This is a genomic window from Pseudomonas sp. P7779 (genome assembly GCF_013386315.1).
GTDB lineage: Bacteria > Pseudomonadota > Gammaproteobacteria > Pseudomonadales > Pseudomonadaceae > Aquipseudomonas.
This window is the reverse complement of record NZ_JACARZ010000052.1, coordinates 14,393-34,726: the sequence shown is the minus strand read 5'-3', so window position 1 is coordinate 34,726 and position 20,334 is coordinate 14,393. Positions and strand designations below refer to the sequence as shown.

Below are 20,334 nucleotides of genomic sequence, written 5' to 3'. Positions count from 1 at the left end.
ATATGGCTGATCCACCGCATTCGCGAGCAAGCCCGCTCCCACATTTGACCAGTGGTGTTCTTCAGATGACGAACAGGTCCACAAACCGGTTTACCGCAGTGGCCTCAAGCCGTGCCTGATCCTTGCACAGCGCAAAAATCTCGGCACTGCGCTGCGCGGTAAACCGGGTCGCCAGATTGGCCTTGAACTTGTCTTCCAGCAACGGAATGCCATCCACCCGACGGCGACGGTGGCCAATCGGGTATTCCACGGCCACCTGTTCGGTGCTGGAACCATCCTTGAAGAACACCTGCACCGCATTGGCGATGGAGCGCTTGTCGGCCTCCAGGTATTCGCGGCTGTAGCGCGGCTCCTCGACGATGACCATCTTTTCGCGCAGCTCATCGATGATCGGATGGGCCGCGTGGAATTCATCTTCGTATTGCTCGGCCACCAGGTTGCCAAACGCCAGCGGTACGGCGGTCATGTACTGCAGGCAATGATCGCGGTCCGCCGCGTTGGCCAACTGCCCGACCTTGGAGATGATCCGGATCGCCGATTCGTGGGTGGTGATCACAATCCTGTCGATCTCATGCAGGCGGTGCTTCACCTGTGGGTGCAGGGTGACTGCTGCCTCGCAGGCGGTTTGTGCGTGGAACTCGGCGGGGAAGCTGATCTTGAACAGTACGTTCTCCATCACATACGTGCCGTAGGGCTGCGACAGGCTGAAGGCGCGCTTGTCTTCGGGCTTGAGCGCCAGGTCCTTGTTGGTGTGGCTGAACAGCACGTCATAGAAGCCCCACTGCGGCGCGCTCAACACACCGGGAATGCCCATCTCGCCGCGCATGGCGATATCCGCCAGGCGCACCCCGCGACTCGACGCATCCCCCGCCGCCCACGACTTGCGCGAACCGGCGTTCGGCGCATGACGATAAGTACGCAATGCCTGGCCATCGACAAACGCCTGGGACAGGGCCGACAGCAGTTGCTCACGGTTGGCGCCCATCAGCTTGGCGGTGACGGCGGTGGAGGCGACTTTCACCAGCAGCACGTGGTCAAGGCCGACACGGTTGAAGGAGTTTTCCAGGGCAATCACACCCTGGATTTCGTGGGCCATGATCATCGCCTCCAGCACGGCCCGCACGGTCAGCGGTGCGTCGCCGTTGGCCAGGCGTTTTTGCGAGAGATGGTCGGCGACCGCGAGGATGCCACCGAGGTTATCGGAAGGGTGACCCCATTCGGCAGCAAGCCAGGTGTCGTTGTAGTCGAGCCAGCGCACGATGCAGCCGATGTCCCATGCGGCCTTGACCGGATCCAGGCGGAACGAGGTGCCCGGCACCCGTGCGCCGAACGGCACCACCGTGCCTTCGACGATCGGCCCCAGGTGCTTGGTGCACTCCGGGAAACGCAGGGCCAGCAGGCCGCAACCGAGGGTGTCCATCAGGCAGTTGCGGGCGGTGTCGAGGGCATCGCGGGATTCGATCCTGAAATTCAGTACGTAGTCGGCGATGTCCTGCAGGACCTGGTCGTAGTCGGGGCGGTTGTTCTGGTCGACGTTGGCGCTCATGGCAGTACTCCAAAGTGGGTTAGGTGTGGTCCATCCTCAGGGTCAGGGTGTTCGTTCCCACGCTCTGCGTGGGAATGCCGCCTTGGACGCTTCGCGTCCCGTACGGCGCAAGGGTGACGCAGAGCGTCACGGGATGCATTCCCACGCAAAGCGTGGGAACGATCGGTTAGAAAGCGTCGCCGGGGACGCGTACGAACCCTTCCATCAACACTCGCGCACTGCGGCTCATGATGGCTTTTTTCACGACCCATTCACCGTCGATCTGGCTGGCCTCGGCGCCTACGCGCAACGTCCCGGAGGGATGCCCGAACCGCACCGCATTGCGCTCCACGCCGCCCGCTGCCAAATTCACCAGCGTGCCGGAAATCGCCGCCGCCGTGCCAATCGCCACCGCCGCCGTGCCCATCATCGCGTGGTGCAACTTGCCCATGGACAGCGCCCGCACCAGCAGGTCGACATCACCCGCCTTGATCGCCTTGCCGCTGGACGCCACGTAGTCCGCAGGCCGCGCCACAAACGCCACCTTCGGCGTGTGCTGACGCTGGGCCGCCTCGTCCAGGTGTTTGATCAAGCCCATGCGCAGCGCACCATGGGCGCGGATGGTTTCAAACATCGCCAGGGCCTTGGGGTCGCCATTGATCGCGCCCTGCAACTCGGTGCCGGTGTAGCCCAGGTCCTGGGCGTTGATGAAGATGGTGGGAATCCCGGCATTGATCAGCGTCGCCTTGAACGTGCCGACACCCGGCACTTCCAGATCATCCACCAGGTTGCCGGTAGGGAACATCGAGCCACCGCCGCCCTCTTCTTCCGCCGCTGGGTCCATGAATTCCAGCTGCACCTCGGCGGCCGGGAAGGTCACGCCGTCGAGTTCGAAGTCGCCGGTTTCCTGCACCGCACCGTCGGTGATCGGTACGTGAGCGATGATGGTCTTGGCGATATTCGCCTGCCACACCCGCACCACGGCCACGCCGTTGTGCGGAATGCGCGCGGCATCTACCAGGCCGGCGCTGATGGCGAACGAACCCACCGCCGCCGACAGGTTGCCGCAGTTGCCGCTCCAGTCCACGAACGGTTTGTCGATGGACACCTGGCCGAACAGGTAATCCACGTCGTGATCGGCGCGGGTACTTTTGGCCAGGATCACGGTTTTGCTGGTGCTGGAAGTCGCGCCGCCCATGCCGTCGATTTGCTTGTCATACGGGTCGGGGCTGCCGATCACCCGCAACAACAACGCATCCCGCGCCGCGCCCGGCACCTGGGCCGACTCGGGCAAATCCTTGAGGCTGAAAAACACGCCTTTACTGGTGCCGCCACGCATGTAGGTGGCGGGAATCTTGATCTGCGGTACGTGTGCCATGGTGGTCCTCATGGGCCGGGGCGTTGACCCCGGCCGCAGTTATCAGGCAGTTACAGCCGATTCCAGGAAGTCTTGGGCAAAACGTTGCAACACGCCGCCCGCCTCGTAGATCGACACTTCTTCAGCCGTGTCCAGCCGGCAGGTCACCGGCACCTCGACACGCTCGCCGTTCTTGCGGTTGATCAGCAACGTCAGTTGCGCACGCGGGGTGCGTTCGCCGATCACGTCGTAGGTTTCCGTGCCGTCGATCTTCAGGGTCTTGCGGTCGGTGCCCGGCAGGAACTCCAGCGGCAGCACGCCCATGCCCACCAGGTTGGTGCGGTGGATGCGCTCGAAACCTTCGGCGGCAATCGCCTCAACACCGGCCAGGCGTACGCCCTTGGCCGCCCAGTCCCGGGACGAACCCTGGCCGTAGTCGGCGCCGGCAATGATGATCAGCGGCTGCTTGCGCTCCATGTAGGTTTCGATGGCTTCCCACATGCGCGTGACCTTGCCTTCCGGCTCCAGGCGCGCCAGCGAACCCTGCTTGACCTTACCGTCTTCAACCACCATTTCATTGAACAGTTTCGGGTTGGCGAAGGTGGCGCGCTGCGCGGTCAAGTGGTCGCCACGATGGGTCGCGTAAGAGTTGAAGTCGACTTCCGGCAGGCCCATTTTCGCCAGGTATTCGCCCGCGGCGCTGTCGAGCATGATCGCGTTGGACGGCGACAGGTGATCGGTGGTGATGTTGTCCGGCAGCACCGCCAGCGGGCGCATGCCCTTGAGCGGACGTGCACCGGCCAGGGCACCTTCCCAGTACGGCGGGCGACGGATGTAGGTGCTCTGCGGGCGCCAGTCGTACAGCGGCGTGACCTTCGGGCCGGTGTCTTCGTGGATCGCGAACATCGGGATGTACACCTGGCGAAACTGCTCCGGCTTGACCGACGCCTTGACCACCGCGTCGATTTCTTCGTCGCTTGGCCAGATGTCCTTGAGGCGGATTTCCTTGCCATTGGCGTCCAGGCCCAGCACGTCTTTTTCGATGTCGAAACGGATGGTGCCGGCAATCGCATAGGCCACCACCAGCGGCGGCGACGCGAGGAACGCTTGCTTGGCGTACGGGTGGATACGGCCGTCGAAGTTGCGGTTACCCGAAAGCACGGCGGTGGCGTACAGGTCGCGGTCGATGATCTCTTGCTGGATCACCGGGTCGAGTGCGCCGGACATGCCGTTGCAGGTGGTGCAGGCGAACGCCACCACGCCGAAACCCAACTGCTCCAGCTCGGTGGTCAGCCCGGCTTCGTCGAGGTACATCGCGACGGTTTTCGAACCCGGTGCCAGGGACGACTTGACCCACGGCTTGCGGGCCAGGCCGAGCTTGTTGGCATTGCGTGCCAGCAGGCCGGCGGCAATCACGTTGCGCGGGTTGCTGGTGTTGGTGCAACTGGTGATGGCGGCGATGATCACCGCGCCGTCGGGCATTTGCCCCGGCACGTCATCCCACTGGCCGGAGATGCCCTTGGCCGCCAGGTCGCTGGTGGCGACGCGGGCGTGGGGGTTGCTCGGGCCGGCCATGTTGCGCACCACCGAGGACAAATCGAAGCTCAGGCCACGCTCGTATTGCGCGCCCTTGAGGTCGTCCGCCCACAGGCCGGTGTGGCGAGCATATTGCTCCACCAGGGTGACTTGTTCGTCGTCACGGCCGGTGAGCTTGAGGTAGGCGATGGTCTGCTGGTCGATATAGAACATCGCCGCCGTGGCGCCGTATTCCGGGGCCATGTTGGAGATGGTGGCGCGGTCGCCCAGGGTCAGCGCGGAGGCGCCTTCACCGAAGAACTCCAGCCACGCACCGACGACCTTCTGCTTGCGCAGGAACTCGGTCAGCGCCAGCACCATGTCGGTGGCGGTGATGCCCGGTTGCAGCTTGCCCGTCAGCTCCACGCCAACACTTTCCGGCAGGCGCATCCACGAGGCGCGGCCGAGCATCACGCTCTCTGCTTCAAGGCCGCCAACGCCGATGGCGATCACGCCCAAGGCATCAACGTGAGGCGTGTGGCTGTCGGTGCCGACGCAGGTATCCGGGAAGGCCACGCCGTCACGTACCTGGATCACCGGAGACATTTTCTCCAGGTTGATCTGGTGCATGATGCCGTTGCCCGGCGGGATCACGTCGACGTTCTTGAAGGCCTTTTTGGTCCATTCGATAAAGTGGAAACGGTCTTCGTTGCGACGGTCTTCGATGGCGCGGTTTTTCTCGAACGCCTGCGGGTCAGAACCACCGGCTTCGACGGCCAGGGAATGGTCGACGATCAGTTGGGTCGGCACCACCGGGTTGACCTGGGCCGGGTCACCGCCTTGCAGGGCGATGGCGTCGCGCAGGCCGGCAAGGTCCACCAGGGCGGTCTGGCCGAGGATGTCGTGGCACACCACGCGGGCCGGGAACCACGGGAAGTCGAGGTCGCGTTTGCGCTCGATCAGTTGGCTCAAGGAGGCATTGAGGGTTGCGGGGTCACAGCGACGCACCAGGTTTTCCGCGAGCACGCGGGAGGTGTACGGCAGTGTGGCGTAGGCGCCGGGGGTGATTGCATCGACTGCCGCGCGGGCGTCAAAGAAATCGAGGCGGCTGCCGGGGAGCGGTTTGCGGTGTTCAGTGTTCATCGTCAGGACTCGGTCACGGTAGTTGCAAAAGGAAGAACCGGTGCTGATCCAAGGTGGAATGCGATCAAAATGTGGGAGCGGGCTTGCTCGCGAAAGCGGTGTGTTATGCAACACACATGGCGACTGTCGCACCGCCTTCGCGAGCAAGCCCGCTCCCACCTTTTTGATCCGTTTTCACCCCAAGATCAGCGGTTTCTCCACTCAGCGACGTTCGATTGGCACGAACTTGCGCTGCTCAACGCCGATGTACTCGGCGCTCGGACGGATGATGCGGTTGTTGGCTCGCTGCTCGAACACGTGAGCTGCCCATCCTGTCAGCCGCGAGCAGACGAAAATCGGGGTGAACAGCTTCGTCGGGATGCCCATGAAGTGGTACGCCGAGGCATGGTAGAAGTCGGCGTTGGGGAACAGTTTCTTCTGCTCCCACATGGTCTTGTCGATGGCTTCAGAAACCGGGAACAGCACGGTGTCGCCCACTTCGTCCGCGAGTTTTTTCGACCAGGCCTTGATCACCTCGTTTCGCGGGTCGCTGTCTTTATAGATCGCGTGGCCAAAGCCCATGATCTTGTCCTTGCGCGCCAGCATGCCGAGGGTGCCTTCCACCGCTTCCTGGGCGGAAGAGAAACGCTCGATCATCTCCATCGCCGCTTCATTGGCGCCGCCGTGCAGCGGGCCACGCAGGGAGCCGATGGCGGCAGTCACGCAGGAATACAGGTCCGACAGGGTCGACGCACACACGCGGGCGGTGAAGGTCGAGGCGTTGAATTCGTGCTCGGCGTAGAGAATCAGCGACACGTTCATCACCTTGACGTGCAAGTCGCTGGGCTTCTTGTCGTGCAGCAGGTGCAGGAAGTGCCCGCCGATGCTCGGCTCGTCGGTCACGCAGTTGATGCGCTGGCCGTCGTGGCTGAAGCGGTACCAGTAGCACATGATCGCCGGGAATGCGGCCAGCAGGCGGTCGGTCACGTCGCGCTGCACGGAGAAGTCTTTCTCCGGCTCGATATTGCCCAGGAACGAGCAACCGGTGCGCATCACGTCCATCGGGTGCGCGTCGGCGGGGATGCGTTCCAGCACTTCTTTCAGCGCCTGGGGCAGGTCGCGCAGTTTGCCGAGCTTGGCGGTGTAGGCGGCCAGTTCGGCTTTGGTCGGCAGTTCGCCGTAGAGCAGCAGGTAGGCGACTTCTTCAAACTGGGCATCGGCGGCGAGTTCGCGCACGTCGTAGCCGCGATAGGTCAAGCCGGCACCGGCCTGGCCCACGGTGGACAGTGCGGTCTGCCCGGCAACCTGGCCACGCAGGCCAGCTCCACTGAGTACTTTTGCTTCGGCCATGGTTATCTCCAATCTTTTAGTTATTAGTGAGGCGCTCGCGTTACTTCTTGGCGGCGAACAGCGCGTCGAGCTTCTGCTCGAAGGTGTGGTAGTCGATGCGATCGTAAAGCTCCATACGGGTTTGCATGGTGTCGATCACGTTCTGCTGGGTGCCGTCGCGACGGATCGCGGTGTAGACGTTCTCGGCGGCCTTGTTCATGGCGCGGAAGGCCGAGAGCGGGTACAGGACGATGGAAACATCCGCAGATTTCAGTTGATCGACGGTATAGAGAGGCGTCGCACCGAATTCGGTGATGTTGGCCAGGATCGGCGCTTTCACGCGAGAGGCGAACAGCTTGTACATCTCAAGCTCAGTGATGGCTTCCGGGAACACCATGTCGGCGCCGGCCTCAATGCAGGCGGCCGCACGTTCCAGGGCGGATTCCAAACCTTCCACGGCCAGTGCGTCGGTGCGGGCCATGATCACGAAGCTGTCATCGGTACGCGCATCCACCGCAGCCTTGATGCGGTCGACCATTTCCTGCTGGGACACGATTTCTTTGTTCGGGCGATGGCCGCAACGCTTGGCGCCCACCTGGTCTTCGATATGGATCGCCGCCGCGCCGAACTTGATCATCGACTTGACGGTGCGCGCCACGTTGAACGCGGAGGAGCCGAAACCGGTGTCCACGTCCACCAGCAGCGGCAGGTCGCACACGTCGGTGATGCGGCGCACGTCCGTCAGCACGTCATCCAGGCCGGTGATGCCCAGGTCCGGCACACCGAGGGAGCCGGCAGCCACCCCGCCACCCGACAGGTAGATCGCCTTGAAGCCGGCGCGCTTGGCCAGCAGCGCATGGTTGGCGTTGATCGCGCCGACTACCTGCAACGGGTGCTCGCTGGCAACCGCGTCACGGAAACGCTGGCCTGGAGTGGTGTTGTTATTGGAACTCATGACTCACCTCGTGATTGGGGAGCGCCGTCCGGGAAGTGACGGGCAATGTTGCGTTTGGAGGCACCGATATGCCGGCGCATCAACAACTCGGCCAGTTCACCGTCGCGATCGGCAATCGCGTCAAGAATGCGGTGATGCTCGGCAAAGGCCTGGCGTGGACGATTGGGGGTGGCGGAGAACTGGATGCGGTACATGCGCACCAACTGATACAGCTCGCCGCACAACATTTGGGTCAGGGTGCGATTACCGGCGCCTTGAATTATCCGGTAATGAAAATCGAAGTCGCCTTCCTGCTGGTAGTAGCCGACACCGGCCTGGAAGGCCGCATCGCGCTCGTGGGTGTGCAACACCTGGCGCAGCTCTTCGATCTCGGCGTCGGTCATGCGCTCGGCGGCCAGGCGGCAGGCCATGCCTTCCAGGGATTCGCGGATTTCGTAGAGTTCGATCAGTTCTTCATGGCTCAACGAGACCACTCGCGCGCCCACATGGGGGATGCGCACCAGCAGGCGCTGGCCTTCCAGGCGATGAATCGCCTCGCGCAGCGGGCCACGGCTGATGCCATAGGTGCGCGCCAGTTCCGGCTCGGAGATCTTGCTGCCGGGGGCGATTTCGCCCTTGACGATGGCGGCCTGGATACGCCGGAAGACGTTCTCGGACATGGTCTGGGAATCGTCTTGGGCCATCACTGGGGTTTCCAGTTGATCCAGCATATTGTCGACACCTTTAAAAGCAATGCCGCAAAAACTAGCCAATCAGCCCCGAATAGTCAAAGAATAAATACACATTGTCGACAATCGTCTAATAACCCGCCTTGCACTCTATCGGGGCATGGCCGGCTGCCAGCGCTGGCGCCAGAAAACCTTCATGTTAGAATGCCGGCCACTTTTGCCTCACATCCCTGGATGAAAAGGCGCACGAGGGAGCTTGCGCAGCAATGCCAGTCGCCTTGAATTGAACATCGCACTGCACCGCGTCAGGATTTATGAGACTCAAGCCCTTCCCCCTTTTGCTTCTACTGTTTATCCCGGGCCTTGGCGTTGCTGCCGAGAAGACCGTTTATGGACTCAATGAATACGCCAAGTTGGCCGGCATTGACCTGGAAGTGGCCGCCAAGCTCGACACCGGGGCCAAGACCGCGTCCTTGAGCGCCCGCGACATCAAGCGCTTCAAGCGCAACGGCGAGTCCTGGGTGCGCTTCTACCTGGCCATCGACACCGCACACTCCCACCCCATCGAGCGTCCCCTGGCCCGCGTGAGCAAGATCAAGCGCCGCGCCGGTGACTACGACCCCGATGAAGACAAGAACTACACCGCCCGTCCAGTCATCGCCCTGGACATCTGCATGGGCACCGCTTTACGCAGTATCGAAGTGAACTTGACTGACCGCAGCGCCTTCCAATACCCGCTGCTGATCGGCTCCGAAGCGCTGAAACGCTTTGATGCGCTGGTCGACCCCAGTCTTAAATACGCGGCGGGCAAACCTGCCTGCGCCTCCGACGCTCATACCGCTGAGTAATTTGAATGCGCTCTCTTAATCTGCACCTGAAAATCCTGATCGCCGTTTTGGTGGTCTTGGGCATTTCGGTCACCGCCTATCAGATTTTCGTGCTGGGGATTCCCGTCACCGAGGACGCCACCGACGACCTGTGGAACATCGACGCCAAGGTCGAGTTCGTCGCCAGCGCCAAGGACCCGGTGAAAATCCAGATGTTCGTGCCGCCCCTGAGCCGCGACTTCGTCAGCCTGAATGAAAGCTTTATCTCGAATAACTACGGCGTCAGCGTCAATCGCCTCGACGGCAACCGCAAGGTCACCTGGTCGGCACGCCGGGCCAAGGGCAACCAGACCCTCTACTACCGCCTGGTGCTGACCAAGCGTTACAGCGGTGAAAAGGTCAAGGTCAAGGGCCCGACCTTCCGCGACAGCATCGCCGTCGAAGGCCCGGAAAAAATCGCCGCCGAAGCCCTGCTGGCGCCGATCCGCCAGCACTCGGCCGACGTCGAGACCTTTATCAGCGAAGCCATCAAGCGCACCAACAACCTCAACGACGACAACGTGAAGCTGCTGCTGGCGGGCGACCCGTCGACGCCGCACAAGGCCAAGATCGTCGAGTTGCTGCTGTCCATCGCCCATGTGCCGGTGGAAAAGGTTCACACCATCCGCCTGGTGGCCGACCAGCCGCAAACCCCGGAACTCTGGCTGCGCAGTTTCAATGGCAACGACTGGCTGTACTTCAACCCCGACACCGGCGAACAAGGGCTGCCAGCCGACCGCCTGCTGTGGTGGACCGGTGATGAAAACCTGATCACCGTCGACGGCGGCAAGAAGGCCATGGTGACCTTCAGCCTCAACAACAGCGAAATGAACGCGATTCGCCTGGCCAAGCTGACGGACGAAAACACCGACGCCAACTTCCTCGAATACTCGCTGTACGGCCTGCCGCTGCAAACCCAGCAGACCTTCATGATCATGGTGATGATCCCGATTGGCGTGCTGGTGATCCTGATCCTGCGCAACCTGATCGGCCTGCAGACCCTAGGCACGTTTACCCCGGTGCTGATTGCCCTGGCGTTCCGCGAGACACAGCTGGGCTTCGGGATTGTGCTGTTCACCATTATTACGGCGCTGGGGCTGTCGCTTCGGTCTTACCTGGAACACTTGAAGCTGCAGATGCTGCCGAGGCTCTCGGTGGTGCTGACCTTCGTGGTGGTGCTGATCGCCGCCATCAGTCTGTTCAGCCACAAGCTCGGCCTGGAACGCGGGCTGTCGGTGGCATTGTTCCCGATGGTGATCCTGACCATGACCATCGAACGCCTGTCGATTACCTGGGAAGAACGCGGTGGCGGCCATGCGATGAAAGTCGCGATCGGCACGCTGTTCGCCGCTTCCCTGGCGCACATCATCATGAGCGTGCCGGAACTGATCTACTTCGTGTTCACCTTCCCGGCGATCCTGTTGATCCTGGTGGGCTTCATGCTGGCCATGGGTCGTTATCGCGGCTACCGCCTGACCGAACTGGTGCGTTTCAAGGCCTTCCTCAAGGCTGACTCGTAATGTTCGGCTTCTGGAAGACCTGGAAGGCCCTGGAAGCGCGGGGGATCATGGGCATCAACCGGCGAAATGCCGACTACGTGCTCAAGTACAACAAGCGCAGCCTGTATCCGATCGTCGATGACAAGATCATCACCAAGGAACGGGCCATGGCCGCCGGCATCCACGTGCCGGAAATGTACGGAGTCATTTCCACCGAGAAGGAAATCGACAAGCTCGACGAGATCATCGGCGGGCGCAGCGACTTCGTGATCAAGCCGGCCCAGGGCGCCGGTGGTGACGGTATCCTGGTGATCGCCGACCGTTTTGAAGGGCGCTACCGGACCGTCTCCGGCAAGATCATCAGCCATGAAGAAATCGAGCATCAGATTTCCAGCATCCTCACCGGCCTGTATTCCCTCGGCGGCCACCGTGACCGCGCGCTGATCGAATACCGGGTGGTGCCCGACCAGATCTTCAAGAGCATCAGCTACGAAGGCGTACCGGACATCCGCATCATTGTGCTGATGGGCTACCCGGTGATGGCCATGCTGCGCTTGCCCACCCGCCAGTCCGGCGGCAAGGCCAACCTGCACCAGGGCGCGATTGGCGTGGGTGTCGACCTCGCCACCGGCCTGACCCTGCGCGGCACCTGGCTGAACAACATCATCACCAAGCACCCCGACACCACCAATGCGGTGGACGGCGTGCAACTGCCCAACTGGGACGGGTTCATGAAGCTCGCCGCCGGCTGCTACGAGCTGTGCGGCCTGGGCTATATCGGCGTGGATATGGTGCTGGACCAGGAAAAGGGTCCGTTGATCCTGGAGCTTAACGCTCGCCCGGGGCTGAACATCCAGATTGCCAACGACTGCGGCCTGACCTTGCGCACCCATGCCGTGGAGGCTCGACTGGAAGAGCTGAAGGCGGCGGGCGTAACGGAAACACCGGAGGAACGGGTTAAGTTTGTGCAGGAAATGTTTGGGCATATTCCGGCGGTCGAGGGATAAACCCAGTGACCTGCTCCGTACACCCGCTGCCCTACCAGGCCAACCCTGCCGAATACTTTGCAGCAATCCGCCATGCGCCCGGCGCGGTGCTGCTGGACAGTGGCCGACCGGCGGCCGAGCGCGGCCGTTATGACCTGCTGAGCGCCTGGCCCGAGACGACCCTGGCGGTACTGCCCGACGAAAGCGGCAGTGATTTCCTACAGCGCCTGCGGGAAAACCTGACGTTGCTGGGTGAAGCCACGATCCCCGCGCCCTACGAACTGCCGTTTGCCGGCGGCCTCATCGGCTACCTGAGCTACGACTTCGGTCGTCATCTTGAGCACCTGCCGCACCTGGCGGTGGACGACCTGCACCTGCCGGATGCACGCTTCGGCCTGTACGCCTGGGCCTTGATCAGCGATCACCAGGCGCAGACCAGCCAACTGGTGTTCCACCCCAAACTGGCGGAAAGCGAACGGCAACGCCTGATTACCTTGTTCGGTCAGCCGACCATCAGCGCATCGGCCACCTTCAAGCTGCAAGGCCCAATGGCCCCGGACGTGACAGCCGACACCTACCAGCACGCCCTCGCCCGTATCCAGGACTACATCCAGGCCGGTGACTGCTACCAGGTCAACTTTGCCCAACGTTTCCGTGCTCCGTGCAGTGGCGATCCGTGGGTGGCCTACTGCGCCTTGCGCGAAGCCTGCCCAACACCGTTTTCCGGGTTCCAAAGCTTGCCGGATGATGGCGCGGTATTGAGTTTATCGCCGGAGCGCTTCGTCAAAATCAGCCAGCGCCAGGTGGAAACCCGCCCGATCAAGGGCACCCGGCCAAGGGGTGCGACGCCTGAGGAAGATGCAGCCAACGCCGCTGAATTGCTGGCCAGCCCCAAGGATCGTGCCGAAAACCTGATGATCGTCGACCTGCTGCGCAACGACCTGGGCCGCACCTGCCGTACCGGCTCGGTGAAAGTGCCGGAGTTGTTCAGCCTGGAAAGCTATCCCAACGTGCATCATCTGGTGAGCAGCGTCACCGGTGAGCTGGCGGACGATAAAGACGCCCTCGACCTGATCGCCGGCAGCTTCCCCGGCGGCTCCATCACCGGCGCACCGAAGATTCGCGCGATGCAGATCATCGACGAGCTGGAGCCGACCCGGCGCGGGTTGTATTGCGGTTCGCTGGTGTATCTGGACGTGCGCGGCGAGATGGACAGCTCCATCGCCATTCGCAGCCTGTTGGTCAAGGATGGTCAGGTGTGCTGCTGGGGCGGCGGCGGGATTGTCGCGGACTCGGAGTGGCAGGCGGAGTATCAGGAGTCGATGACCAAGGTGCGGGTGTTGTTACAAACCTTGGAAAGCCTGTAGCACCCAGCCCCTTCCTGGCTCGCTGACGTAGAGCCACGCAGCAGAAAAGACCTGAATCAGTACCGAAGTAGACGGGGTCGAAGCCGGAGGATAGCGTCCGGTTTCAACCGTCCACCAGCCGTCTGTGAAGGATCACATGAAACGACTGCCTACTTGTCAGGAAAGATTTCCGAGATTGCATCTGCCCTCAACCGCACCTATTATCTCCCAAATTGGGAGGTCGCAGCGATGCGGATAATCGCTCTGTCTGCCCTACGAATATTCTGGGAAAACCACCCTGGTTGCATGGATGCCAAAACGCCGCTGGTCGAGCTGTATCGCCATATGGAAAAAGCTGTTTACCCAACCCCTCAGGCCCTCAAGGCAGAGCTAAGGACAGCGAGCATTCTCAAAGGGGGCAGGGTTGTGTTCAACATAGGCGGCAACAAGTATCGAGTGATCATGGCGATCAATTATCAGCGACAGCTTGCGTTCATACGCTTTGTGGGGACCCACGCGCAGTACGATCAGATCAATGCGGAGACCGTGTGATGAACATCAAACCCATTCATTCCCAGGAAGACCTGACCGCTGCGCTCGCGCGCGTCGAACAGCTATGGGAAGCGGAAATCGGCTCGCCCGAGGGTGACGAGCTGGAAATTCTCGCGATACTTATCGAAAAGCACGAAGCGGAGCATTTCCCAATGCCGCCTTCGGATCCCGTAGAAGCGATTAAATTTCGAATGGAGCAACTAGGCCTGACCGCCCGTGACCTGGAGCCTTTCATAGGTCCGAGCGGGCGGGTTTCCGAAGTGTTGAATCATAAGCGCAAGCTGAGCTTGTCGATGATCAAACGCCTGCATGAAGGCTTGCGCATTCCTTATGAGAGTTTGCTGGCAGGGGTCTAGGCTGTGCAGTGGCCATACCGGCCCCATCGCGGGCAAGCCCGGCTCCCACATGGGAGCGCGGTCAACATGTGGGAGCTGGCTTGCCTGCGATGAGGCGTCAGCCACGCCAAATAACTTACAGGCTCAACTGCCGATTCGACGCCTTGATGAACTCTTTCTTCAAATCCTCAAACGTATGCACCGCCGGGAACTGCGGGAACTCGCGAATCACGTTCTCCGGCGCGTGGAACAGAATCCCACGGTCGGCCTCACCCAGCATGGTGGTGTCGTTGTAGGAATCACCGGCGGCAATCACCCGGTAGTACAGGGTCTTGAAGGCCAGCACCGACTGACGCTTGGGATCTTTCTGACGCAGCTGGTAGCTCACCACCCGGTCACTCTCGTCGGTGATCAACCGGTGGCACAGCAAGGTCGGGAAACCCAGTTGGCGCATCAGCGGCTGGGAGAACTCATAGAAGGTGTCAGACAGGATCACCACCTGGAAGCGCTCGCGCAGCCAATTGACGAACTCGATGGCGCCGTCCAGCGGCTTGAGGGTGGCGATCACTTCCTGGATGTCGGAGAGCTTCAGCCCATGCTCATCAAGAATGCGCAGGCGCTGTTTCATCAGCACGTCGTAGTCGGGGATGTCCCGGGTGGTGGCCCGCAAGGATTCAATACCGGTTTTTTCGGCGAAGGCGATCCAGATTTCCGGAACCAGCACCCCTTCCAGGTCGAGACAGGCAATTTCCACAAGACACTCCCATTTAAAGTTATTGAGTTGAGCGAGCAAAAGGACTGCCGAACTCTAGCGATTCACGCTGGCCGCCGCAACGCAGGCGGGATTTTGTTACCATCGCCCCCCTATAGAGCGCTCAGCGCCACTGACCTGTAGGAACCGTCCTGATGAACCAAGCCTTCGACGTCGCTGAACTCGCCGCGACTTACGCCAACAAATCCGCCCAGGACATTCTCAAGCTGGCCTTCAGCCAGTTTGGCGACGACCTGTGGATCTCTTTCAGCGGTGCCGAGGACGTGGTGCTGGTAGACATGGCCTGGAAGCTGAACAAGAACGTCAAGGTGTTCAGCCTCGACACCGGTCGCCTGCACCCGGAGACCTACCGGTTTATCGAGCAGGTGCGTGAGTTCTACAAGATCGACATCGAACTGATCTCGCCGGACCAGAGCAAGCTGGAACCCTTCGTCAAGGAAAAGGGCCTGTTCAGTTTCTACAAGGACGGCCATGGCGAGTGCTGTGGCGTGCGCAAGATCGAACCGCTGCGCCGCAAGCTGTCCGGTGTAAGCGCCTGGGCCACCGGCCAGCGCCGCGACCAGAGCCCCGGCACCCGCAGCCAGGTGGCCGCGCTGGAAATCGATACGGCTTTTTCCACCCCGGAACGCACCCTGTACAAGTTCAACCCGCTGGCGCAGATGACCAGTGAGGAAGTATGGGGTTACATCCGCATGCTGGAGTTGCCGTACAACAGCCTGCACGAGCGCGGTTTTATCAGCATCGGCTGTGAGCCGTGCACCCGTCCGGTACTGCCGAACCAGCACGAACGCGAAGGCCGTTGGTGGTGGGAAGAAGCAACCCAGAAAGAATGCGGGTTGCACGCCGGGAACATCATCAGCAAGGCGTAACGCCTGAGCCAGAATCCTGTACACAGAAATGTCACCATCGGTGCCATTTTTGTGTGCACTTATAAAATCCTGCACCGAAAAGTTACATCCTCCCTCGTCACACCTCTTCTAAAATCCCCGCGCATCTCTGCGCTACAAAATAAATAGCTGTTCAAACGGTCAATTTATATCGCTTCAAATTCAGCCGGTTATTTCCAATCACGCTAAAAACCAAATCGCCGTGTATTTCACCCGGCGAAAATCTGGCACGCATGTGGCTTAAGGCAAAACACACTTTGTATACAATTAATAAAAAAGATACATACACTTTGACATCAGCCGCTCTCCTGCTGATGTCCAGGAGCCTGCCGGAATGCGTACAAGTCTCTCCAATAACATCGCACTGGATCTGCCCTCCTCCACCCTGAACCCCGAGGCCACGAGCCCCGGCCCGTTGGTCCTCAGCCCGCGCCTGCACAACAAGGACCTGGCGCCTACCAAGGCCGAAGGCCGGCGCTGGGGCCGCTACAGCATCTTTGCCTTGTGGACCAACGATGTGCACAACATCGCCAACTACTCCTTCGCCATCGGCCTGTATGCGCTGGGCCTGGGTGGCTGGCAGATTCTGCTGTCCCTGGGGATCGGCGCGGCGCTGGTGTACTTCTTCATGAACCTGTCGGGCTATATGGGGCAGAAGACCGGCGTACCGTTTCCAGTGATCAGCCGCATCAGTTTTGGCATCCATGGTGCGCAGATTCCTGCACTGATTCGTGCGGTGATCGCGATTGCCTGGTTCGGGATACAGACCTACCTGGCCTCGGTGGTTTTCCGCGTGCTATTGACAGCGGTTCATCCAGGTTTTGCCGACTACGACCACAACTCGATCCTCGGCCTGTCCACCCTGGGCTGGGCGTGTTTTGTGGCGATCTGGTTTGTGCAGCTCGCCATCCTCGCCTATGGGATGGAGATGGTGCGCCGCTATGAAGCCTTCGCCGGGCCGGTGATTCTGCTGACAGTAGCGTCCCTGGCCGGCTGGATGTATTTCCAGGCCGGCGGCCAGATCGCCTGGTCGATCCGCGAGCCGCTGACCGGTGGTGAGATGTGGCGCAATATCTTTGCCGGCGGCGCGCTGTGGCTGGCGATCTACGGCACGCTGATCCTGAATTTCTGCGACTTCGCCCGCTCCTCGCCGTGCCGCAAGACCATCAAGGTCGGCAATTTCTGGGGCCTGCCGGTGAATATCCTGGTGTTCGCGGCCATCACCGTGCTGCTGTGCGGCGGGCAGTTCCACCTCAATGGCCGGGTGATCGAGAGCCCCACGGAAATCATTGCGGCGATTCCGAATACGTTCTTCCTGGTGCTGGGCTGCCTGGCGTTCCTGATTGTGACCGTGGCGGTGAATATCATGGCCAACTTCGTCGCGCCGGCCTTTGTGCTGAGCAACCTGGCGCCCAAGTACCTGAACTTCCGCCGCGCCGGGCTGATCAGCGCCACCGTGGCGGTGTTGATCCTGCCGTGGAACCTCTACAACAGCCCGCTGGTGATCGTGTATTTCCTCTCGGGGCTGGGCGCACTGCTGGGGCCGTTGTACGGGGTGATCATGGTCGACTACTGGTTGATCCGCAAAAGCCAGGTGGACGTGCCGCAGCTGTATAGCGAAGACCCGAATGGCGCTTATTACTACAGCCGCGGGATCAATTTGCGCGCCGTGGCGGCCTTCATTCCTGCCGCGGTGATCGCCATTCTCCTGGCCCTGCTGCCCGGTTTCGCCCTCGTCTCGCCCTTCTCCTGGCTGATTGGCGCCGGTATTGCAGGGCTGCTGTACCTGCTGTTCGCCAAGCGCCAGCCGTACTACGCCGATGTGAGCGGCGAAAGCATTGCAGTCGATAATATCAGTCATTAAGTAAGGACATTCCATGCGCATCCTTGTGGTCAACGTCAACACCACCGAGTCCATCACCGAGGCCATCGCCAAACAGGCACGGGCGGTGGCGTCCCCCGGCACCGAGATCGTCGGCCTGACTCCGTTTTTCGGTGCCGAATCGGTGGAAGGCAATTTCGAAAGCTACCTGGCGGCCATCGCGGTGATGGACCGGGTGATGGCTTACGACCAGCCGTTCGATGCGGTAATCCAGGCCGGCTACGGCGAACATGGCCGCGAAGGCTTGCAGGAGTTGCTCAACGTGCCGGTGGTGGACATCACCGAAGCGGCCGCCAGCACCGCGATGTTCCTCGGGCATGCCTATTCGGTGGTGACCACCCTGGACCGCACCGTGCCGCTGATCGAGGACCGGCTGAAACTGGCCGGCTTATATCAGCGGTGCGCGTCGGTACGGGCCAGCGGCATGGCGGTATTGGAACTGGAGGAAGACCCGCTGCGGGCCATGGAGGCCATCGTGCGCCAGGCTGAATTGGCGATCAGCGAAGACAAGGCCGAAGTGATCTGCCTGGGCTGCGGCGGCATGGCCGGGCTGGATGAGCAGATTCGCTACCGCACGGGTGTGCCGGTGGTGGACGGTGTGACCTCGGCTGTCACGATTGCCGAAGGCTTGGTGCGGTTGGGGCTGTCGACCTCGAAGATCCGCACGTATGCGACGCCGAGGCCGAAGAAAGTGATCGGCTGGCCCGGAAAGTTCGGACACTGAAGATCCAGAATGTGGGAGCGGGCTTGCTCGCGAAAGCGGTGGATCAGTCGATGCATGTGGTGACTGTCACACCGCCTTCGCGAGCAAGCCCGCTCCCACACTTTGATCCCCACAAGGATCAAATGGCGCTGAACCGCCGCCCCAACTCGCGTTCGACAAACTGCTCCAGGATGAAATCCACAAACGCCCGGGTCTTGCCGGGCAGCAGCTTGTGTTCGGCGTAGTACAGCGAGATGTTGCCGTCGTCGACGTACCAGTCGGGCAGCACTCGCACCAGTTGGCCGCTGTCCAGATACGGCACCGCCATCGGCATGCTGACCAGCGCAATCCCCAGGCCCTGGGCACTGGCGCAGCAGGCAGCGCCCGAGTCGCTCATGGTCATGCGCGGCTTGAGCACCAGCGGGCGTTGTTCGCGCGTGCGGTGGGTGAGTTGCCACGAACGCACGCGGCCGGTTTGCGGTGAGCGGATCAGGATGCCGTTGCACACAGACAAGTCCTCGGGCACGACCACCGGCTTGCGTTTGGCGAGGTATTCCGGTGAGGCCAGCAGGATCCGGTGCGCCGGCGCCAGCTTGCGCGCGACCACGCCCTGGGGCAGCTCAAAACCACCGCCGATCGCGGCATCGAAGCCCTGGCCGATCAGGTCCACCTGGCGGTTATCAAAATGCCAGTCGGGGTTGATATCAGGAAAGCGCTTTAGAAACTCCCCCAGCAACGGCACCACATAACGGTTGCCGAACACCGTGCCCATGCTCACTTTCAGCGTGCCCACTGGCCGCCCTTCGGCACTGGCCAGGTTAGCCACGGCGTTTTGAATGGTGGTGAGGCTGCCGCTGACTTCTTCGAGGAAGAGCTTGCCGGCCTCAGTCAGCGTCAGGCGCCGGGTACTGCGCTGGAACAGCCTTACACCCAGGCGCGCCTCCAGCTTGGCCACACTTTTGCCCACGGCCGCCGGGGTCAGGCTCAGGTGCCGGGCAGCTTCGGCAAAACTGCCGCCTTCGGCGCTGCGCACGAAGCATTCGATACTGCCAAAGCTTTCCATATCGCCCCACTCTAAACTTTTGGTTTACACAGACTATAGCAATCACGGTCTACCGGGCGCGCCGGGTGAGGTCGATACTCGACTCCAACCTCAACACACCTTTTGGAGATCGACATGACCACACAGAACCTCAGCGGCAAAGTCGCCTTGATCCAGGGCGGTTCTCGCGGTATCGGCGCCGCCATCGTCAAGCGCCTGGCCGCACAGGGCGCTGCCGTCGCGTTCACCTATGTCAGCTCGGCCGCCAAGGCCGAAGCATTGCAGAACAGCGTGATCAGCGAAGGCGGCAAAGCCCTGGCGATCCACGCTGACAGCGCGGACGCAGCCGCCATCCGCAGCGCCGTCAACGCCACCGTCGAAGCCTTCGGGCGCCTGGATATCCTGGTCAACAACGCAGGCGTGCTGGCCGTCGGCCCGCTGGAAGATTTCAAGCTGGAAGACTTCGACCGCACCCTCGCCATCAACGTACGCAGCGTATTTGTCGCCACCCAGGAAGCCGCGCGGCACATGGGCGAAGGTGGCCGCATCATCAACATCGGCAGCACCAATGCCGATCGCATGCCGTTTGCCGGTGGCGGCCCGTACGCCATGAGCAAATCGGCGCTGGTCGGCCTGACCAAAGGCCTGGCCCGCGACCTGGGCCCACGGGGCATCACCATCAATAACGTGCAGCCAGGCCCGGTGGACACCGACATGAACCCGGCAAGCGGTGATTTCGCCGAAAGCCTGATCGGCTTCATGGCCGTGGGCCGTTATGGCCATGTAGAAGAGATCGCCAGTTTCGTCGCCTATCTGGCAGGCCCTGAGGCCGGCTACATCACCGGCGCCAGCCTGACCATCGACGGCGGTTTCGGCGCCTGAACCAACGCTGCGACATCACACCACGCTCCGACCTTGGTCGACACTGACTAACGCCAAGCATCATGCGAGACTGTTCGCCCGGGCCGGGAATGCCCGGGCGTTCTTATGTCT

General features: G+C 61.5%; 18 protein-coding genes. 10 read left to right on the top strand and 8 right to left on the bottom strand.

Translation table 11 applies throughout. The features are described from left to right. Positions 1 to 61 precede the first annotated feature (61 nt). The 6 genes from prpD to HX869_RS16255 all read right to left on the bottom strand — a co-directional run bounded on the left by prpD (position 62) and on the right by HX869_RS16255 (position 8,513). Positions 62 to 1,546, bottom strand: a complete 1,485-nt coding sequence (gene prpD, locus HX869_RS16280) for a 2-methylcitrate dehydratase (protein WP_177116836.1) — start codon at positions 1,544 to 1,546, stop codon at positions 62 to 64. A gap of 166 nt (positions 1,547 to 1,712) precedes the next feature. Next, positions 1,713 to 2,903, bottom strand: a complete 1,191-nt coding sequence (gene prpF / locus HX869_RS16275) for a 2-methylaconitate cis-trans isomerase PrpF (RefSeq protein WP_178903340.1) — start codon at positions 2,901 to 2,903, stop codon at positions 1,713 to 1,715. 42 nt (positions 2,904 to 2,945) lie between these two features. After that, positions 2,946 to 5,540 (bottom strand): Fe/S-dependent 2-methylisocitrate dehydratase AcnD, encoded by a 2,595-nt coding sequence (gene acnD, locus HX869_RS16270; RefSeq protein ID WP_177116835.1) that lies wholly within the window; start codon positions 5,538 to 5,540, stop codon positions 2,946 to 2,948. Positions 5,541 to 5,741: 201 nt separating this feature from the next. Continuing rightward, entirely contained in the window at positions 5,742 to 6,869 is a 1,128-nt protein-coding gene (prpC, locus tag HX869_RS16265) for a 2-methylcitrate synthase (RefSeq protein ID WP_008432675.1), read from the bottom strand. Between the two features lie 40 nt (positions 6,870 to 6,909). Continuing rightward, positions 6,910 to 7,803: a methylisocitrate lyase gene (gene prpB, locus HX869_RS16260; RefSeq protein ID WP_003214976.1), complete on the bottom strand. Its 894-nt coding sequence runs from the start codon at positions 7,801 to 7,803 to the stop codon at positions 6,910 to 6,912. Continuing rightward, on the bottom strand, positions 7,800 to 8,513 hold the full coding sequence (locus HX869_RS16255) for a GntR family transcriptional regulator (RefSeq protein ID WP_008432676.1): 714 nt from the start codon (positions 8,511 to 8,513) through the stop codon (positions 7,800 to 7,802). The genes prpB and HX869_RS16255 overlap by 4 nt, the downstream gene beginning before the upstream one ends. Before the next feature lie 272 nt (positions 8,514 to 8,785). On the opposite strand from HX869_RS16255, the gene HX869_RS16250 reads away from it, so the two are divergent. The 6 genes from HX869_RS16250 to HX869_RS16225 all read left to right on the top strand — a co-directional run bounded on the left by HX869_RS16250 (position 8,786) and on the right by HX869_RS16225 (position 14,076). Further along, positions 8,786 to 9,319, top strand: coding sequence for an ATP-dependent zinc protease (locus HX869_RS16250; protein ID WP_023659091.1), 534 nt, complete (start codon positions 8,786 to 8,788; stop codon positions 9,317 to 9,319). A gap of 5 nt (positions 9,320 to 9,324) precedes the next feature. After that, complete coding sequence (locus tag HX869_RS16245; protein WP_003214971.1) at positions 9,325 to 10,857, top strand: inactive transglutaminase family protein; 1,533 nt, start codon at positions 9,325 to 9,327, stop codon at positions 10,855 to 10,857. After that, positions 10,857 to 11,843 carry an alpha-L-glutamate ligase-like protein gene (locus HX869_RS16240; RefSeq protein ID WP_003214969.1) on the top strand — a complete coding sequence of 329 codons (987 nt, stop codon included), beginning with the start codon at positions 10,857 to 10,859 and terminating at the stop codon, positions 11,841 to 11,843. Before HX869_RS16245 ends, HX869_RS16240 begins: the two co-directional genes overlap by 1 nt. A gap of 5 nt (positions 11,844 to 11,848) precedes the next feature. Continuing rightward, on the top strand, positions 11,849 to 13,189 hold the full coding sequence (gene pabB, locus HX869_RS16235) for an aminodeoxychorismate synthase component I (protein ID WP_178903339.1): 1,341 nt from the start codon (positions 11,849 to 11,851) through the stop codon (positions 13,187 to 13,189). A 228-nt stretch (positions 13,190 to 13,417) separates the two neighbouring features. Next, positions 13,418 to 13,720 (top strand): type II toxin-antitoxin system HigB family toxin, encoded by a 303-nt coding sequence (locus HX869_RS16230; RefSeq protein ID WP_003214964.1) that lies wholly within the window; start codon positions 13,418 to 13,420, stop codon positions 13,718 to 13,720. Further along, on the top strand, positions 13,720 to 14,076 hold the full coding sequence (locus HX869_RS16225; RefSeq protein ID WP_178903338.1) for a type II toxin-antitoxin system HigA family antitoxin: 357 nt from the start codon (positions 13,720 to 13,722) through the stop codon (positions 14,074 to 14,076). The genes HX869_RS16230 and HX869_RS16225 overlap by 1 nt, the downstream gene beginning before the upstream one ends. A gap of 115 nt (positions 14,077 to 14,191) precedes the next feature. Here the strand turns inward: HX869_RS16225 and thrH are convergent, their stop codons facing one another. Then, positions 14,192 to 14,809: a bifunctional phosphoserine phosphatase/homoserine phosphotransferase ThrH gene (gene thrH / locus HX869_RS16220; RefSeq protein ID WP_102368354.1), complete on the bottom strand. Its 618-nt coding sequence runs from the start codon at positions 14,807 to 14,809 to the stop codon at positions 14,192 to 14,194. A 152-nt stretch (positions 14,810 to 14,961) separates the two neighbouring features. Between thrH and HX869_RS16215 the strand changes: the two genes are divergently transcribed. The 3 genes from HX869_RS16215 (at position 14,962) to HX869_RS16205 (ending at position 18,320) form a co-directional block, all read left to right on the top strand. Further along, entirely contained in the window at positions 14,962 to 15,696 is a 735-nt protein-coding gene (locus HX869_RS16215; protein ID WP_003214958.1) for a phosphoadenylyl-sulfate reductase, read from the top strand. Between the two features lie 352 nt (positions 15,697 to 16,048). After that, positions 16,049 to 17,578 (top strand): NCS1 family nucleobase:cation symporter-1, encoded by a 1,530-nt coding sequence (locus HX869_RS16210; protein ID WP_178903337.1) that lies wholly within the window; start codon positions 16,049 to 16,051, stop codon positions 17,576 to 17,578. Between the two features lie 13 nt (positions 17,579 to 17,591). Continuing rightward, positions 17,592 to 18,320, top strand: a complete 729-nt coding sequence (locus tag HX869_RS16205; protein WP_003214954.1) for an aspartate/glutamate racemase family protein — start codon at positions 17,592 to 17,594, stop codon at positions 18,318 to 18,320. Between the two features lie 118 nt (positions 18,321 to 18,438). On the opposite strand, the gene HX869_RS16200 is transcribed toward HX869_RS16205, so the two are convergent. Next, positions 18,439 to 19,362 (bottom strand): LysR family transcriptional regulator, encoded by a 924-nt coding sequence (locus HX869_RS16200; RefSeq protein ID WP_008432691.1) that lies wholly within the window; start codon positions 19,360 to 19,362, stop codon positions 18,439 to 18,441. A gap of 114 nt (positions 19,363 to 19,476) precedes the next feature. On the opposite strand from HX869_RS16200, the gene HX869_RS16195 reads away from it, so the two are divergent. Further along, positions 19,477 to 20,223, top strand: coding sequence for a 3-oxoacyl-ACP reductase family protein (locus tag HX869_RS16195; protein WP_003214950.1), 747 nt, complete (start codon positions 19,477 to 19,479; stop codon positions 20,221 to 20,223). The last annotated feature ends 111 nt before the right edge of the window (positions 20,224 to 20,334 follow it).

Bases quoted from the DNA above. Each gene is read 5' to 3' on its own strand.
- prpD (WP_177116836.1), bottom strand. From the start codon at position 1,546: ATGAGCGCCAACGTCGACCAGAACAACCGCCCCGACTACGACCAGGTC.
- prpF (WP_178903340.1), bottom strand. From the start codon at position 2,903: ATGGCACACGTACCGCAGATCAAGATTCCCGCCACCTACATGCGTGGC.
- acnD (WP_177116835.1), bottom strand. From the start codon at position 5,540: ATGAACACTGAACACCGCAAACCGCTCCCCGGCAGCCGCCTCGATTTC.
- prpC (WP_008432675.1), bottom strand. From the start codon at position 6,869: ATGGCCGAAGCAAAAGTACTCAGTGGAGCTGGCCTGCGTGGCCAGGTT.
- prpB (WP_003214976.1), bottom strand. From the start codon at position 7,803: ATGAGTTCCAATAACAACACCACTCCAGGCCAGCGTTTCCGTGACGCG.
- HX869_RS16255 (WP_008432676.1), bottom strand. From the start codon at position 8,513: ATGCTGGATCAACTGGAAACCCCAGTGATGGCCCAAGACGATTCCCAG.
- HX869_RS16250 (WP_023659091.1), top strand. From the start codon at position 8,786: ATGAGACTCAAGCCCTTCCCCCTTTTGCTTCTACTGTTTATCCCGGGC.
- HX869_RS16245 (WP_003214971.1), top strand. From the start codon at position 9,325: ATGCGCTCTCTTAATCTGCACCTGAAAATCCTGATCGCCGTTTTGGTG.
- HX869_RS16240 (WP_003214969.1), top strand. From the start codon at position 10,857: ATGTTCGGCTTCTGGAAGACCTGGAAGGCCCTGGAAGCGCGGGGGATC.
- HX869_RS16230 (WP_003214964.1), top strand. From the start codon at position 13,418: ATGCGGATAATCGCTCTGTCTGCCCTACGAATATTCTGGGAAAACCAC.
- HX869_RS16225 (WP_178903338.1), top strand. From the start codon at position 13,720: ATGAACATCAAACCCATTCATTCCCAGGAAGACCTGACCGCTGCGCTC.
- HX869_RS16215 (WP_003214958.1), top strand. From the start codon at position 14,962: ATGAACCAAGCCTTCGACGTCGCTGAACTCGCCGCGACTTACGCCAAC.
- HX869_RS16210 (WP_178903337.1), top strand. From the start codon at position 16,049: ATGCGTACAAGTCTCTCCAATAACATCGCACTGGATCTGCCCTCCTCC.
- HX869_RS16205 (WP_003214954.1), top strand. From the start codon at position 17,592: ATGCGCATCCTTGTGGTCAACGTCAACACCACCGAGTCCATCACCGAG.
- HX869_RS16200 (WP_008432691.1), bottom strand. From the start codon at position 19,362: ATGGAAAGCTTTGGCAGTATCGAATGCTTCGTGCGCAGCGCCGAAGGC.
- HX869_RS16195 (WP_003214950.1), top strand. From the start codon at position 19,477: ATGACCACACAGAACCTCAGCGGCAAAGTCGCCTTGATCCAGGGCGGT.